The following is a 16,770-nucleotide window of genomic DNA, read 5'->3' as shown; positions in this document are numbered from 1 at the left end:
AAAAAGGAGTTGAAATAAATGGCCGATCCTGTTGTAAGTTATTATGAAGAAGATAATATTGTTGAATTAAATATTAGTAATCCTGAAGATTTTGGAGACGTGATAATGGGTCATTCATCAGATCCACAAGTGATCCATATCTGGAATGATAAAGGAAGTGGTGCCGGTTCTACACCAATGTATAATACGAGAATTAAAATTGTAACCGAAACAGGATTGGATTCTGGTGATACATTAGAGAATGGAAGGGAAGTTGTTCAGAATAAATGGATTGATGGTAAATCTATTACAAATGAAGATGTTTCCTATACAGAATTAGGAGGAGTTACAACTTTAGCATTGGGAACAATAAATGCAAATTCATTCCATGCCATCGAATTAATAGAAAATGTTCCTTCAGATGCAACATCTGTCCCTCCGAATGGAGATATTGCATTCAAATTATATGTATTATACGATTTAACTGCAGAATAAACAAAGGCGTTGGTTAATAAATGGGAATAGTATTTTCAGATGATTTTTCAACTGATCTATCTAAATGGGATAGTAATCCTGATGGATATATTATTGAAAGTGGAAGACTAAAATCAGCAAATGCAGGTACAATAACCAAGAATATTACCTTAACTGATTTTAGTGCATCCTTCAATATATGGGTTGGAACTGGTTTAACAGGTGTTAGGAATATCTATTTTTCCAATGCTGATGGTTCTGAATATATTAAATTAAGGATGTTTTTCAATGGATTATCTGGATGTTATGTCAATTTATTTGATCAAAATGGAAATTATCCATATCCCCTATTTGGAAAATCTTATTCAACTTCAAATCCTATTCCCGTAATCGTTCAAAAAACAGGAAGTGATTGGACTGTTACATTTGCAGGTACAAATCTCGGAACAATAACAAACTTTGGAACATTAGATATCAGTAAATTTAAAGTAGATGATGAATCGGGTAACGTTACTTATTGGGATGATTTTTCAATTGTTACAGAAGCAGAGATGAGAATTTCAGAATTAAATTGTGTCTGCAATATTAGACCTGATCATTATATATCCTCATTAGAATGTGTAACGGTTCTAAAAGAGATTCAAATATCTTCATTAGAGTGCATAACCACATTAATAGAACCAACCAGAGATGAATTATCATTAGTAGGAAATGTTAAAACAAGATCATTATTAAAAACAGGTTTTAGTTCAATTTTGCATCCAAATCTTTTATTGAATCAACATCCAGAAAAACCCCCTTTTGTTAATTGGAATGTATGGGATCATAGTTATTTGGATCAGATTAATAAAAGATTATCCCTTAATAATTTCAGGAATTATGGAGGAAATCTGAAAATAAATGATTTAAATATTGAAGAAGGTTTTCTTTTAAAATTTAAATTAGGTGGTTCAACTGCATTATTTAATGTGATGTGGAATTATATTTCTGGAAATCAACAAGATATTGATTCTTATTGTTTAGATTGGCAAGCAGCTTCAGGATTTAGAACATTACATTATCATTATGATATTACCAATCAAAGAATGGTATGGGATGTAATTTCATTATCTGAAAATAATATTCCTGTACCTGCTGGAAATTATGAGATAATGGTTGCAAATGGAAGAGTATCTGTAAGATTAGATGAAGAAATTATTATTGATTCAATTGAAATTCCGGATATAACTTCAAGAGATATTTATATTTCATCTGCAAATGGATTATTCACAAATTCAGAAAGTTGGATTGATGATCTTGATATTCAACCTGCCCCTATATTTTCAAACTTGGAAATGGTAACCAACATCAGAAATAATCATAATATTTCAAGTTTGGAATGCAATGCACATATACAATCCAATACAATTATAGATATTTTGCATTGTGAATCAACGATAATATATCCTGGTTTAATTAAAACCAATTTTGATGGACAAACATTAATGAATCATTTAGCTATTACTGAATATGATGGGGGATATTTAGATACTGAAAACCAAAAGTTTGTAATTCTTCCAGCAAAAAGATTTGGTTCAAAAGGAGCTTTATTTATCCAAAATTTTGAATTACCTCATGGTTTTGATTTAGAATTTGACATAGAAGGAGAAGAATTTGAATCATTAAATCTATTTTTTAATTATAAACAATATGATACCTTCTGGTCTTTGAATATAACTCCTACTGAAATAAAATTAATCAAAACAGTTCCAAGTGGAAGCTGGGAAGGTGGAACAACCATTGTAATGGCAACATTCACCAAAACACCTGGAACTATTCTTGGAAAATATAGGTTAGTAGTTGCAGCAAATGGTATTGTTGATGTATATTATAATACTGAACATATATTCCAAAAGATAGATTATGATGCTAATTTCACAGGGAATAGTGAATATTTTGATTATAATGTTAAAATAGAAGCATCACAAGGATATAATTATTATTTAAGTCCAAAAGCATATTTAGATAATTTAATATTCAATGTTCCAGATCATGTTTCTGAATTATCTGCAATAACCAATATTAGATCCCCCCATAGAAGGGATGAATTGGAATGTAAAACTGCTATTGGAAAGTTATATAGTAAGATCTTAACCTTGCAAGGAAGTATATTTGAAGACAATCCACAGAAACCATCATCAAATATCGATAAACTAATCTTTTTATCAGTCAATGAAGTTGTATTTCCTAATATGATTAGTTGGGATACAGATAAACAAGGTAATAATAAAAATTCTACTTTTGATATAACATATCGTAGTGCAGAAGATTTAATGCTATTTTCTGGTCAGAAAATAAGACTTACAGAATTACATGGAAATCCTGACGGATTCTATACCGGTATCATTGATGATATAATAGAAGATAACAAATCTGGAGAAAGATTATGGAAAATATCAGGAAGAGGAGAAGCAAATCCAATCATAACACAACCATTCCATATAAATGCAGTAACCTATGATGAATCACAACCAATAAGTCCAACAAACACTCCGCCAACAGCATTCACATCTGAAATGTGGCTAAATATGATCATGTTTGGTTCTGGAGTTAAAAAAGGCCCTTGTGTAGATATCCATGTAGATGAAATATTTAATGCAAACCATCTTTTTAATGGATTTGCAGGAAATTGGGATACAAAAGCAGATGCACTTACTGAATTGATGGCATTAATTAGTAAATTAAGAAATCAAAATATAAGCTGGTTCTTGGATAACAAAGGATTATTAAGAATATTCAATACTGATGTTATGGATGAAAGCATGGGTATATCTATTGGATTGAATGAAGGAAGAGTTTTAGATCATTCTGTTAAAGAAGATGGACAAAGCATTATAAACACCCAAAGAGGAACAGGTGGAAAAGAAAACGAATTTGAATATGAAGATCAAGATGAGTATAGTCGTAATGGGTGGTATGATACCGATAATGGTTTATCATGGCCAGGTTATGGATTTATGCCAGGTAAACAGATTCAAGATAATTCTGTTACAATTTACGAACAATTACAAGCTGAAGTTCATAATGTTCTTGATTTGAATTCAAGACCAATATTTACCATTTCAATGAGATTATCTAAATTTCCAGGTTGTGAGATTGGACAGCCAATATATATCAAAGATCATTATAAATTAAAAGGAAAAACCCTTGTAATAACTAGCATCCGCATGAGTGGAACGACAGCACAAAGAACAACACAAATCACAGCAACCACAGATAAAAAGATATTAGGACCATTATCTGAATATGGAACTGCTGAAGCCATTGCTAAACATCAAATATCAAAAACAGCACCAACTTATGGTATTTGTGTAGCTAAAGATAGTAAAGGAACTGTAACAATTCAACCAGTAAATAAAGCTGCAACTGAGAATGCAAAAGATTTAGGATACTTCAAGAAAAGGAAGGATAATTAATGGTTAACAAAGGAGATAATGTCACCATATTAACAACCAATTCAGGGGAGAAAATAGTTTTACCGGTCTGTCAAAATATTTCAAAGGGAGATAATGTTTTAAGATTACCCACAGCAGATGGACAGATTCAAACCCAAAGCAATGCACCAATTGGTATTGGGGATGTTGTTATTAATTTAACAAGTCCTCATGGTGAAAAACTTGCAATAAATGTCAGTTGTGGAAAAGAAAAAACAGAATGTGAATATGATGTTTATCAATATACAAAAATATTAACACCAGGTTATAATTCATTAGGAGATTGTCCGGGAAATGGTTATTTTAGAAGAGCTTGTAGTATTGAAATTCATATATCTGAAAAATTAGGATTGTTTATGTTTCCAAATCCATGTTTGGGAAATCCTTATTGTATTGAAGGATATCCTCGTTTAGAATATTATATAACAAATATTAGTCCTGCAATATTTTATACAAATGTAAATATTGAAGAGGAAAATCCTAAAAGTAGTGGATTTCTCCAAGTGGGTGGTTTTTATAAAGATGGACAAGCTACAACATGGGTTGAATTTATAGGAGGCGCATTGCCAGGTTATCCTAATATATGGGATTTAGGAAATTTTAATGTAGATAGAACCATAGGAAGACCAATAGTTTCTGCAATTATTGATCATGAAGATTATCCAGAAATAGAACAAGGAGTACCAGGATATTTTTATTATGAACCTGGGTTATCAGATAATGCTGTTGCTATAATCACCTTGCACAGAAAACTTGATTTAACTGATACTACTGATGAAGGATGCAATGAATAATTTACTAAAAAAATAGGAAATAATTTAGAATGAATGACTGGTTGCTACATTACCTGCATCAGCTGATGTAGTTTGAGTTGCTACAACATTACCCTTACCATCAAGTATTTGAACTGTTAATGTGCTTGTATCTGGCGTAACTGTTCCATTAGTACTTGCTGTATTTTTTGTATTGTCTTTTGAAAAACTGACTATTACCATTCCAGGATTTTGACTTAATTGGAATGTTTGTGAACCTGTTCCTGAAACTGATTTACTACCAGTACTATCTTGTATTTGCCCCATCCAAGGACCCGAAGCAATTACTTTAACTATAGGTGCATTTCCACTAGTTGAAGATTGTGTATTTTGGCTTTGAGGCTGAGACTGATTGGACATTGTTGTATTATTAGAACTACGAGTACAACCTGAAGCCATAACAACTAAAACTAATATTCCTATTACACTTAATATACCTATTTTCGATTTTTTCAAAATATAATACCCCAAATAAATAGTATTATTCAAATGATTTAATAAAATTTGTCTTTTATTTTTTATAGAAGAAAATGAAATATACAATCAATGCAAGAACAATTAAACCTAACGGGAATAAAATAATAGCTATAAAAAATGCTCCTAATAACATTAATCCTTTAATTACCAATTCAAAAATATAGATAAAATTAATAGGATCTCTTTTACCAACTTCATGAATATCATATCCTACAGAACTTTCTTTTAAATACTGTTTATCATCATCTAAATGATGTTTTAAGCTACCGCCACAACCACATTTAGAGCTGAAGTCTTCTGGTTTTTCTTCTGGTAAAAGTTCATATTGTTGTTTACATTTATTGCATTGCAAATAATCCATATTATTATTTTTTTAGTTTACAGTTAATTAAATTTTTTGATTTAAATTTTAGCTTATAAAAAGGAGGTTTTAGATTATGACAGGTAGAAATGAATCTGCTACAGGAATGCATTTGTACTATAAAGATACAGATGGTAAAGGACATAATGTTCCAGTACAAGGAGATGAAAATGGACGCATATATGTTGTATTAGATGGTACAGATGTCACAATAAATGCAAGTGATATAGAAATTGGGGCGGTTGAATTTAAAGATGGAGAATCAACATTACGTGGAGTAATCAAGGCAGTAACTGATAAAAATAATGCCCTTGTAACTAATGATGAAATATTAAATGCTCTTTTAACAGGTGATGGTGCGAATATAGCTAATTTCCCATCAGATCATGCAAAAGAGGCAAATCAAAACCCTCCATTAGATATCCTTGGAGGGGACCAAACAGCTGCTACAGGTGATACGAATATAGTGACGGTAGCAAAAGCAGGTATTAAATCCGCATCACTTTTCAATCCAAGTACATCTATTACAATGTATGTGAATTTTGGTACAGATCCCGTAGCAGGTAATCAAATTGTTATACCTCCACTAGCATCAAAGGATGTTCCTGCTTGTGGTACTTTCAAGACAGTTAAAGGTGACATGCGCTATAAATCAAGTGCTGCCGGTGGAATTTTAATATATGAACTGGATGGATGATAATATGCACGGATACCCTCAAGTAATAGCAACGGTACAGGACTTCGAGAACTTACTATCGGATAAGGAACATAAAGAACAGGCATTAAATGACTTGCAAAATTTACAGGATTTTGATGACCGGGGAGTAACAATGGCAGTTAAACCATTAGATCCTGACAAACCAGATGGAGAATGGGAAACCAAGATAATAGAAAATCCAAATCCCATACATCGTCAGAAAGGATTTGAACAATGGATAGATGTAGTAACATTAAATGCAGAACACACGTTACAAAAAAAGGAAACAATTGATTCAAAGGTAGACACAATTTTAAATAGTTATCCTGTTGAAGAAATTGAAGATGCACCTGTGGAGATGACCTAAATGACTGGATGGAAAATAAGTCCAAATGGAATAACAGATTTCATGAACTTTTACATGGACAAAACAAAACGATTACTCCTTATTAATCCGAGTGATCCGACTCAAATAATAGTTCAGGGCGCAACATACGGCCCTATTCCAATGAAGGTAGGATCACAATGGTTCCAAGTTAGTACAGATTTAGTTATTTCAACTGTATCTAATATGGATACTGGCACAATAGCTGCAGCTAAAGATTATTATATTTATGCTTGTAACAATAACGGAGTTTTAGCATTTTTAATTAGTTTAAATGCCACTTACCCAAGTGGTTACAGTGCAACAACATCTAGGAAAATTGGAGGATTCCACACCTTATGTGTAGATGTTGGAACAATCTCCGGACATTTACTCACAGGATTTACGGCTGGTCAAATATTACCGCAAAGTGTATGGGATCTTAAATTCCGTGCAAACAGTTTAAACAATGCAGGACTTGTATATGACCCAAACAGTAAATTATGGGTACAAATTTATCTGGCAAGTGATGATGGTGCTTCAGGTGTTCAAAGTGTATATAATGCTGCAACACTCGATACAATAACCTGGAATGATATTGTAGATCGCGGCGGGAAAAGTAAAATGCGATGCCTACATGACTATGAATTCCAACTAATGGCACGTAACAGTAACGAAAAAACTAGCATTACTGGAGCAGCCGATCCAGTAACAACTGGAGGGCATATAGACTCAGCTAGTCGGAGAATGATAAGTGATATTGGAGTTGAAGATGCAGCCGGGGCAATGAACCAATGGTTACTAGATCAAGGGTATCGTTATGATGTGGACGCTGCAAGTGTAGGAGATACTGCTGCCGGTGCCGTTATAACAGTATATTATTCTGCCACGGCTGGTGGAAACCAACTCTATGTAAAATGGGATAATAACATACCATATCTATGTTCAAATTTTGCAACCGCACAGGCAGATAAAGTCCTAACTTTTGGAACAAACCAAAAATTCCTAGTAAAACATGATGCCGACGCCGCAACTGGCGGACTTCCAATTTATATAAAATATGATGCAACAAATATCTGGGAAAAACTCTTAGTCAATAATACGGTTCTTGGAAAAGATGTGTATGTTGAAACAAACTTCCCCGCATTCCAGATTAAACTAAAACATGATGCATCAGCTGCAACTAATGGTGTTGCCCTTAAATATGATGATGGCGCAGATAGTAGACTTGAAGCAGTAATACCTAGCTCAGCAAATACAACCTTTGATTTATCCACAATGGGTCCGGCATATGGATATTATGCACTTGCAGGGAATAAAGGTTCAATTTATAGGCAGGGTGTTTATGGTGATGTTAAACTCGCTGCGGGCGGTTATTGGTCTATTGCCGCGCTTGCCGGTTCGCGGTATCGTTATTCGTCTATCTATCGGTGGTATACGTCTACGTCTCTCGGCGGTCGGTTCGCGTCGGAGCCGATCTAAATTTTTTTTATGGTAACAAAATATGATCTGTTACAGGTTGTAAAGTTATAAAGTTAGTTACTCACTGCAGGCAGTAATTGGAATAATGCCACGAATGCCAGTTCACAGTATCGTAATTCGAATAACTATCAGTGGAATACGAATACGAATATCGGCAGTCAGTTCACGTCAGAGATAGAATACCTCATTTATCTGAACTTTACAACCCTACTACAGTTTGAAGTAGTAAAATACACAAAGGAGGGATTGAAGATGACTAGTACCATTACAGGGAAAGCCATAATCAATCATTATACTTATAATGAAAAGACATGGAAATCTATTTAACAAAATTGCAAATGAAGAAAATATTTACCTTGCATATACAAAAGCACGCAGGGGCCGTAGATGGCAGGATACAATAAAGGATTTTGAAAAAGATTTAGATAATAATATCACAAAGATCTGTGAATCACTTATAAATAAAACCTATACAACGAGTCCTTATGTAGTATTTCCTATTTTTGAACCTAAACATCGGTTAATTTATAAATTACCCTTCAATCCTGATCGTATAATTCAACATGCACTTATGAATATTGTTGAACCGATTTGGGATAACCTGTTGATTCAGGATACATATGCCTGTCGTCAAGGTATGGGGGTTCATAGTGGCAGTAAAAGGACCATGGATTTTATCCGAAAAGTTGGAAGAGAAGGTTATGTTCTCAAAATGGATATAAGTAAATTTTATCCTTCATTAAATCATGATATCCTCTTTGATATTGTTAAAAAGAAAATCAAATGTAAGGATACATTATGGCTTCTTGAAGACATTATATATTCAGTCAAAGGAGGATATAATGTTCCAATTGGGAATTATACCAGCCAATGGTTTGGAAATTTATATATGAATGAATTGGATCAGCACATGAAACATGATATAGGAATTAAATATTATATCCGATATTGTGATGATTTTTTACTATTCCATGAAGATAAACGGTTTTTAAATGAAATGAAACAATATATCGAATCTTATTTAAAATCAGAACTGGATTTAACCTTAAGCAAAGCCGATGTATTTCCGATCAGTCATGGAGTGGATTTCTTAGGATATCGACATTTCCATGACTATATTCTACTTAGAAAAAATACCGCAAAAAGATTCAAGAAACGTATAAAAGAAGTAAGTTATCTATACAAAACCGGCCGTATGGATAAATCAAGTTACATGTCAAGTTTAGCATCAATGAAAGGAGTACTTAAATGGTGTAATGGCCGTAACCTATCAAAATCATTAGGACTGGAACAACTTTGGAAGGAGGTTAAAGATGCACCATAAATTCAGTGATTTTGCAGATGAAGATGGACCTCTCCAGGGTAAGAAAAAACGTATTGATGATATTTTAAATCTAGAGATCTTAGTGTTAAATTTTAAAATAAGTAAAAGCCGATTTCCCGAGAAATGTGAAAACTATGTAACTATACAATTTGAATGTAAAGATGAAAAATATATAATTTTCACAGGTTCACGAGTATTAACAGAACAGTTAGAGAAATATAAAGGAAAATTACCCTTTTTAACCAAGATAGTTAAACGAGACAAATATTATACATTCAGTTAAATTATTCTTTTTTGGGGGTTTACATTTATGGACCTTATCAGTTTGATACAAAGGTTACTATATTTTTTAAAACCTGAAAAATTAGATCCTTCAAATACAAAGATTTATAATGAATTTCTTCGCATTCACAACATCCCATATAATGAACAGTCTTACAATTGTACACATAAAACAAATGACTTTGCAAAATATTTAATCAATTTAGGAGTTAAAAATTTATCCACATTGAACATAGGATACAAAGATGGCAAATATAATCATATTTTTTTAGTCTGGAATGAAATGGCATTTGATCCAACAAATCAAGATATAACCTACAATATACCCTTAACGGATTATTTAGGCGCATTATATAAAATTGGGTTTACGGGAATGAGGATTAAATCACCAATTAATTAATTAATTTTGGAGGTTGATCAAATTAAGCAGTCATAGTTATACAGCTGATCTATTTATAAACTTCCTATTCACAGGAGGTTTTTTGATATTACTAATTTTAAGCGTGATTTCATTGATTCGTTGGGATCCATCTACTATTTTCTATTTATTTTTAGCACTTTGCTATACTTTATTAATACCCATATTTTGGAGGTAATTATATGAATATTGGAATATTTGTTGATCCTGCTAATACGCCAGTTGATAAAATTGATTTTAATAAGATTAAATCTGATGGGCATTCTGAAGTTTATCTCAGAATACATAATGCAGATTATAATAAATTTGGTAGTGTGCTTAAACGGATACAATCAGCTGGAATTGTCGCATTTGCTTGGACATGGAGCGGTTTCAGTTATACAAAATACTTAGCAAATCAAGGATGGAATATTATTGCAGATATTGAATTTTATGATATGGAAAACCATATAGCTGAGATTAGACAGTTAAGACAAGATTCAAAAGGTAAAACTCTAATTATTTGTACTAAACCTACAGATATTGATGGAAATCAGAGATGGGATTTAATAACTCCATTAGTTAATGCGATCGCACCCATGATGTATCTTGGTGATTACAATCTAAGTACAACACAATTATCAGATTATATTAAAAAATGGAATGCGAAATATCCGAACAAAATTTATCCAATTTTAGAGACCTACCAATCAGATAAGAATGTTGTACCTAAAAGCAATGCGGTTATAACTAGTGAAATTAAAGCATGTGGAAATGTAAAAGGGATAGGATTATTCAGATATGGGTTATCTAATTTTATAGGAAAAAAGGAGGTTCCTCCAGTGACAACGACAGTAGATATAAGCAAAAATCCTAATGTTAAGATATTAGGTCCTGACTTTAAATTAATGATAGCAGGTGTAAAAGCATATAAAGGAACTCCTGGCTTTGTGATAATCAGAACAAATGGAATTAAAACCAATAATAAAATCAATTACAAACTCTACACGGATTTAAAGAAGGTATGGGATAAAGAAAAATTAAGGACGGGTAAGGAACCATCTGATTTAACATTTAATGTAGTAAAAACACCAGTTAAATCAACACCAAAGCCTGAACCTAAACCTGCCCCAATAGTTGTAAATAATCCTGATAAAAACGGTTGCTATTGGAGTCCAAGATACCTCAAAGACAGTAATATGAAACAGGATACCGGTACATGGTGTGCTTTAAATGCTATTCAACAGGCTTGGAAGGAACTATTTAACATATTTGTAACAGAGGAAAGTCTTTATAAATATGGGTGGACAGGGCCGACTGGAACGGGCCCAAATGAATTCAAAAAGATAGTTGCAAAGTTAGCAGCTGCAACAAAAGTTAAAGTCCAAATAGTAACCTACTCTAAAAAAGATATATCCTGGGATGAGATAGCAAAAGCAGCTGGAGATCCTAAAATAGCAGTAGTATTCCATGAACTCTACAAAGATACGTGGGGACATTGGGACTATAACGTGGGAGTATGTCCAATCAATATCTACATGGCCAACTCACTACAAGGAAAACTAATCGGATACTCCCGTGCCACAATGGAAAGCTGGTTCAATGGAATAACAAGCGATAACAGTATTTACTTTATAAAAGCTGTTTAAATTCCTTTTTTTATTTTTTGGCATAGTAACATAGTCAGGAAATGTGCGGGTCCTGTAAACCTGAAAACGGGGGTTCGAATCCCTCCCATGCCTTCATTTAAGGAATTATTTGAATTAAATTCAAGTAGTTCCTTCTTTTTTAATCGATAAAATTTAGATGTTGCATATTTTGCAACAACTCAGTTATAATAAAATCTATTATAACTCAAATACCCCCTCCCAGGAAGGACATGTTTGATTTTCTAATAATGATAATAAAACTCATTTACTCCAACGTCTTTTAGTGCATGTCTAAATCTCAATCTAGAAGAGTAAGATAATATATTAACTTCATCCCATATCTCTTCTATCTTATCGTGATGTATACGGTATGTATCCAAGTCATGATTGTTCCGTGCTTTGATTCTTATCCTATGATGGTGGATATAACGATTTACAAGATTTCTTAACTTTGAAGGTCTACCATTTTGAGGGTCTTTCAGTTTCATACAAACATCTCCGAGTATGTTTATGTCATTAAGACCTTATAAAAGGTTTTAAAAAATAGGGTTTTGAACATCCTCAAGGAAATTTTAACTTCGTTATATAGGGGTATATGGAAGTAAACCTTACACTAAAAAATGCAAGGTGTAATAAAAACCTTTCCATCGAGTGAAAAATTCTAAAAAATCCGAATTAAATTAGTTTAATTTAATAATTAAACTATATAAACATCATCAATCCAGATTTAATGAGAAATATTGCTCTAAACATATTATTAAACATTAATAAATTGTTTATATTTGAATATACCAGTTTTAGAGGTTATTTTTTTTGATTTAAACTTTTTTATTGATTATTCTTTCATATAGTTCGGGTGTGTATTTTCGCTGGAGTGCAATTAAAATATGTTCCTCAAGAGCTTCTTCAAGAACATCTAAAGTAATCTTATCTTCATCATTTCTTATCCTTACGGCCTGTGCAATTTGTGCTATATCCCTAGCGTGAGCATAGGTTGGTTTTAACTGTTCACCGCCCTCTGAAATAGGAATGTATACCTTTTTGAATCTTTCAAGTATTGAATCATCATATTCTTCATGAAGTTGATCCAAGTTCCTTTTGAAAACCTCCAATATTTCATCGGGGGATGGTGGTCCTAAAAGAATGTGCATAGGTGCACGTCTAAGATGGGCTTCATCTACAATGTTAATATCCAAATTGGTTGAAAGAACAGGGATAAACTGTGTGTGAACAATTACAGGAGCACCTTTTATGTAGATAACATCTCTCTTGTTTTCTAAAGGAACAATTAGCCGATTTAATATTATGTTGTGATCTTCCTTCTGTCTTCCAAGATCATCTAAGAGTAAAACTCCACCATTGGCTTTTATTATAGGAGATGTTTCATACACTCCTTTATTAGGGTTGAATAATGTTTCAAGCTTTTCACTTGTAAGCTCAGAGCCAGTGAAAACAAATGGAGCAGAAACTTTAACCCATCGAGGATCTTCAGGTTGTTCTGGACTTTTATGATGAAAATCTGGGTCAAATAATTGTATAACACTTCCACTGAATTCTATGTATTTGGGCATTAAAATTGGTGGAAGCATCTGGGACATCTTACTTGTTATGAATGTTTTACCTGTTCCAGGAGGTCCGTAAATAAAGAACCCTTTACCTCCTATGGAAGATGCAACCAATGTTTTCTTTGCCTTTTCAACACCAACAATTTCTATCATTGCATTTTTAATCACACTTTCAGGAATTTTTAAGGGAAATCTACCCTTTACCTGTGCACTCATTATTGTGAAATATTCATCGTATGCAACTGGTGCAATTCCAATATAAGGGTTTTCTTGCATTATCTGCAAGGCCTTCTCACGACCCTGTTTTTTTATTGTAAATTCAACACTTGGAAAAAGGAATCCACCACCTGTTTGTGCACACATATCATCTTTTTCAAGTTTATGAAGAACTGCTTCAAGAATATCAGTATGAAGGCCTGTAATTTCATGTATCTGATTTACCTTTATTATCCCATAGGTGGATAATATCTTTAAAACCAGATTTTTAATGAATGCTTCAGAAATATCTATATCATCAAGAGATTTAGGCTCTTCTAAAAGCTGAAACATTTTTTGCATTCGCTTATCATGGTAATAATCCCCTAAATTGTCCATATTACCTCCCCCATACAATTTAATAATTTATTCAGATTATTTTTATTGAATAAAATAAAGTTTTCAGTATCTATATCTGTAAATTAAAAATTTTCATTGACTGATTACTTATTTACTATGTATTTAATGTAGAATATTTTTTACCCAAACAAATTATTTTATGTTAAGGTTGAATAATCGACATTTACACTTAAATTCACAGTGTATAAATAATTCCATTGATAAGATGTGAATTTTTTCACAAATTAGTGTGATAACAATAAAATTTTGTTAACAGTCTATGAATAATTATTCCTCAAATCATTACTGGCCTAGGAATATCTGAAATTATTTATAAATAATTAAATAGTCGGTTTATTTATAGATGATTATTGATAATTAATTCGAATATTTCTTAAATTTCCTAATTTCTCTTGGGAATTTGAGTTAAATAAAAAAAATTTTATTGTATTTTATTGGGAGAATTTTATGTTTTCAACAATGTTTCAGGCAGGTTTATGGGGATTTGTTGGTGGTCTTGCACTTTTAATTGGAGCTGTAGCTGGTTATTACATTAAAATTAGAAAAAGAATTATTGGAAGTATAATGGCATTTGGTGCTGGTGTTCTAATAGCTGCTGCATGTTTCGAACTTCTTGAACAGGCATTTGAATGGGGTGGTTATGATTCAACAATTTTAGGATTTGTTGCAGGTGTTGTTATCTTCACACTTGTTGATCTTTACCTTTCACGTACCGGTGCGAAGCATAGGAAAACTGCTGATAAATCTGTTGTAGGAGATTATGATGAAAATGGACCTGCAATTGCTGCTGGAGCATTACTTGATGGTATTCCTGAATCAGTTGCAATTGGTTTGACCATGATATCTGGTGGTGCCGTTGGTATTGCAACTGTTGTTGCTGTTTTTATCTCAAATATTCCCGAAGGACTTTCAAGTTCTGTTGGTATGAAGTCTATGGGATGGAGTAAAAAGACCATATTTGGATTATGGTTTTTAATTGCAATAATAACGGGGTTATCTTCATTGGCAGGTTACAGTGTTTTTAGCCAATTCCCTCCAGATGTTAATGCAGCTACTTTGGCTCTTGCAGCTGGTGCTCTTTTGACCATGATAGCAGATACTATGATTCCAGAAGCGTTCAGGGATACTCATGAGTTTACAGGTTTAATGATGGCATTTGGTTTTTTAATTGCATTTGTACTGTCTAAATTGGCATAATTCTGTTTGTCTTTTTTGAAATTCTTTTTTCAAATACAAATGTTTATATATTATGATGAGTTATTAGGTAATATATTACCATTATAAGTAATATATTACCCATAGGATTTTGGAGTAAAAAATCTTGTTTTATTACTTTGCCTCAAAGTTTCATAAAACAATAATGATTGAAGGGGACATAGTAAGATGAAAAATTCAGATGAAATTATAGCAGAAATGAATATTGAGGAAAGACTAGATATGGAAAAATATATACTAGTAATCTTATTCCTTATACAGCAACGATGGAGCTATACAATCAATAAAGACTTTCAAAAAGACAATATTACAACCAAACAATGGCTGATGCTTATTGTAATTGGAACTGCATTTAACCACGACCCTTCCATGCAGGAAGTTGCAGATGCACTTAGCACCACACATCAAAATGTCAAACAATTAGCCACTCGCCTTGAAACAACGGGTTTTCTTAAAATTGAGAGGGACCCTAAAAACAAACGCATATTAAGACTAAAAGTAACAGAGAAATCCAATGAATACTGGAAAACAAGAGCGTCAGAACATGCCAAATCAATAGCAGAATACTTCAAAACACTAGAAGACAGTGAAGTAGCATCACTATTTAAGATCATGAACAAACTCGAAAAACTATCATTAACAATATATGAAGATGCAAAAAATGTAAACAAGTAAGAAATATTAATTTAAATGTTCAAAATCTAGATAATTGGGGGAAATAATATGAAAGCATTAATAATATATGGAACACGTTATGGGACTGCAACTGGAATTGCAGAGGAAATATCAAAGGTTTTAAAAGAAGAAAATGTGGATGTTGATCTAGTAAATGCAAGGGAAAAAAAGGAATTAGATATAACCTCCTACGATCTTGTTGTTGTTGGCAGTGGAATTAAAATGGGTAAATGGACCAAAGCAACAATGAACTTTCTCAAAAAGAATAAAAATGCACTTTCAAAACGCAAAGTAGTATTATTTGTTACCTGTGGAGCTGCGAATGAGGAAAAAACAGTTGCTGAAGGACAGGAAAAATATTTAGACAATATTGCTAAGGAAAACCTTATAAACGAACCAATTGCAACAGGACTCTTTGGTAGTGTATATGATCCTAACGCCAAACAAGGATTGATTTTCAAGTTAATAAATAGATCCATTAAAAAGGAACTTGAAAAACAGGGAAAGGATCCAAATAAAAAGCATGATTACAGGAACTGGGATGAAATTAGAGCCTGGACTAGAAATTTAACTACCGAATAACTATATAAACAAATAATAATGTATTAAAACTCTAAAAAAATAATTTAAAACCAATTTCAAAAATTATCTAAAAGAATATAATGAATAATTAAATTATGGGGAGAAATAATGGGTGTATTAAAAATATTGGGGATAATATTGGCCATGATAGTTGTTGTAGGTGTTGTTATGTGGGGTGTTACCTATGCTAACAGTTTAGGAAGTGAAACTTTAAAGCCTTCAGGAAACATAACAGGCAAAGCTTTGATTGTTTATGATCCTGGATGGTCTGCTGCAACCAAAAATGGTGCAACTCAGATGGGGTAGGAGTTACAATCAAATGGATATGAAGTTACTGTTGCAGGAAT

The 16,770-nt window shown here is 32.5% G+C and carries 18 protein-coding genes and 1 tRNA gene; 15 read left to right on the top strand and 4 right to left on the bottom strand.

The genetic code is table 11. The features are described 5' to 3' along the window. Nucleotides 1–18: 18 nt before the first annotated feature. Genes K8N75_RS09640 through K8N75_RS09630 form a run of 3 tightly spaced genes read left to right on the top strand, consistent with a single transcriptional unit; the run spans nucleotide 19 to nucleotide 4,720 of the window. On the top strand, nucleotides 19–474 hold the full coding sequence (locus K8N75_RS09640; protein WP_223791829.1) for a hypothetical protein: 456 nt from the start codon (nucleotides 19–21) through the stop codon (nucleotides 472–474). Nucleotides 475–494: 20 nt separating this feature from the next. After that, nucleotides 495–3,908 carry a hypothetical protein gene (locus tag K8N75_RS09635; RefSeq protein WP_223791828.1) on the top strand — a complete coding sequence of 1,138 codons (3,414 nt, stop codon included), beginning with the start codon at nucleotides 495–497 and terminating at the stop codon, nucleotides 3,906–3,908. Beyond that, on the top strand, nucleotides 3,908–4,720 hold the full coding sequence (locus K8N75_RS09630; RefSeq protein ID WP_223791827.1) for a hypothetical protein: 813 nt from the start codon (nucleotides 3,908–3,910) through the stop codon (nucleotides 4,718–4,720). The genes K8N75_RS09635 and K8N75_RS09630 overlap by 1 nt, the downstream gene beginning before the upstream one ends. Nucleotides 4,721–4,744: 24 nt before the next feature. Here the strand turns inward: K8N75_RS09630 and K8N75_RS09625 are convergent, their stop codons facing one another. Both K8N75_RS09625 and K8N75_RS09620 read right to left on the bottom strand, forming a co-directional pair. Then, a complete protein-coding gene (locus K8N75_RS09625) occupies nucleotides 4,745–5,194 on the bottom strand; it encodes a hypothetical protein (protein WP_223791826.1) in 450 nt (149 codons plus the stop codon). Between the two features lie 55 nt (nucleotides 5,195–5,249). Then, nucleotides 5,250–5,567 carry a hypothetical protein gene (locus K8N75_RS09620; RefSeq protein WP_223791825.1) on the bottom strand — a complete coding sequence of 106 codons (318 nt, stop codon included), beginning with the start codon at nucleotides 5,565–5,567 and terminating at the stop codon, nucleotides 5,250–5,252. An 85-nt stretch (nucleotides 5,568–5,652) separates the two neighbouring features. On the opposite strand from K8N75_RS09620, the gene K8N75_RS09615 reads away from it, so the two are divergent. The 8 genes from K8N75_RS09615 (at nucleotide 5,653) to K8N75_RS09580 (ending at nucleotide 11,864) form a co-directional block, all read left to right on the top strand. Further along, on the top strand, nucleotides 5,653–6,273 hold the full coding sequence (locus tag K8N75_RS09615; RefSeq protein WP_223791824.1) for a hypothetical protein: 621 nt from the start codon (nucleotides 5,653–5,655) through the stop codon (nucleotides 6,271–6,273). Continuing rightward, the gene (locus tag K8N75_RS09610; protein WP_223791823.1) at nucleotides 6,257–6,640 is read left to right on the top strand and encodes a hypothetical protein; all 384 of its coding nucleotides are present in this window, start codon (nucleotides 6,257–6,259) and stop codon (nucleotides 6,638–6,640) included. Before K8N75_RS09615 ends, K8N75_RS09610 begins: the two co-directional genes overlap by 17 nt. After that, entirely contained in the window at nucleotides 6,641–8,119 is a 1,479-nt protein-coding gene (locus K8N75_RS09605; RefSeq protein ID WP_223791822.1) for a phage major tropism determinant, read from the top strand. It begins immediately after the preceding gene. Nucleotides 8,120–8,420: 301 nt separating this feature from the next. After that, nucleotides 8,421–9,443: an RNA-directed DNA polymerase gene (locus K8N75_RS09600; protein ID WP_223791821.1), complete on the top strand. Its 1,023-nt coding sequence runs from the start codon at nucleotides 8,421–8,423 to the stop codon at nucleotides 9,441–9,443. Continuing rightward, nucleotides 9,433–9,726: a hypothetical protein gene (locus tag K8N75_RS09595; protein ID WP_223791820.1), complete on the top strand. Its 294-nt coding sequence runs from the start codon at nucleotides 9,433–9,435 to the stop codon at nucleotides 9,724–9,726. The genes K8N75_RS09600 and K8N75_RS09595 overlap by 11 nt, the downstream gene beginning before the upstream one ends. 27 nt (nucleotides 9,727–9,753) lie before the next feature. Further along, nucleotides 9,754–10,125, top strand: coding sequence for a hypothetical protein (locus K8N75_RS09590; RefSeq protein ID WP_223791819.1), 372 nt, complete (start codon nucleotides 9,754–9,756; stop codon nucleotides 10,123–10,125). Between the two features lie 200 nt (nucleotides 10,126–10,325). Further along, the gene (locus K8N75_RS09585) at nucleotides 10,326–11,771 is read left to right on the top strand and encodes a hypothetical protein (protein WP_223791818.1); all 1,446 of its coding nucleotides are present in this window, start codon (nucleotides 10,326–10,328) and stop codon (nucleotides 11,769–11,771) included. 19 nt (nucleotides 11,772–11,790) lie between these two features. Beyond that, nucleotides 11,791–11,864 (top strand) — tRNA-Thr (locus K8N75_RS09580). Nucleotides 11,865–12,013: 149 nt separating this feature from the next. On the opposite strand, the gene K8N75_RS09575 is transcribed toward K8N75_RS09580, so the two are convergent. Both K8N75_RS09575 and K8N75_RS09570 read right to left on the bottom strand, forming a co-directional pair. Continuing rightward, nucleotides 12,014–12,259: a DUF1967 domain-containing protein gene (locus K8N75_RS09575; RefSeq protein ID WP_223791817.1), complete on the bottom strand. Its 246-nt coding sequence runs from the start codon at nucleotides 12,257–12,259 to the stop codon at nucleotides 12,014–12,016. Nucleotides 12,260–12,589: 330 nt separating this feature from the next. After that, nucleotides 12,590–13,930 (bottom strand): ATP-binding protein, encoded by a 1,341-nt coding sequence (locus tag K8N75_RS09570; RefSeq protein WP_223791816.1) that lies wholly within the window; start codon nucleotides 13,928–13,930, stop codon nucleotides 12,590–12,592. Between the two features lie 468 nt (nucleotides 13,931–14,398). Here K8N75_RS09570 and K8N75_RS09565 point away from each other — a divergent pair, with 468 nt between their 5' ends. The 4 genes from K8N75_RS09565 to K8N75_RS09550 all read left to right on the top strand — a co-directional run bounded on the left by K8N75_RS09565 (nucleotide 14,399) and on the right by K8N75_RS09550 (nucleotide 16,729). Continuing rightward, a complete protein-coding gene (locus K8N75_RS09565) occupies nucleotides 14,399–15,148 on the top strand; it encodes a ZIP family metal transporter (RefSeq protein WP_223791815.1) in 750 nt (249 codons plus the stop codon). Nucleotides 15,149–15,334: 186 nt separating this feature from the next. Next, nucleotides 15,335–15,841 carry a MarR family winged helix-turn-helix transcriptional regulator gene (locus K8N75_RS09560; protein WP_223791814.1) on the top strand — a complete coding sequence of 169 codons (507 nt, stop codon included), beginning with the start codon at nucleotides 15,335–15,337 and terminating at the stop codon, nucleotides 15,839–15,841. 48 nt (nucleotides 15,842–15,889) lie between these two features. Further along, nucleotides 15,890–16,423 (top strand): flavodoxin domain-containing protein, encoded by a 534-nt coding sequence (locus tag K8N75_RS09555; RefSeq protein ID WP_223791813.1) that lies wholly within the window; start codon nucleotides 15,890–15,892, stop codon nucleotides 16,421–16,423. Nucleotides 16,424–16,531: 108 nt separating this feature from the next. After that, entirely contained in the window at nucleotides 16,532–16,729 is a 198-nt protein-coding gene (locus tag K8N75_RS09550) for a hypothetical protein (RefSeq protein WP_223791812.1), read from the top strand. Nucleotides 16,730–16,770: the final 41 nt, after the last annotated feature.

The organism is Methanobacterium spitsbergense, from assembly GCF_019931065.1.
GTDB lineage: Archaea > Methanobacteriota > Methanobacteria > Methanobacteriales > Methanobacteriaceae > Methanobacterium_B > Methanobacterium_B spitsbergense.
Note: the sequence above shows the minus strand (reverse complement) of the source record. Positions and strands in the feature narration are given on the sequence as shown.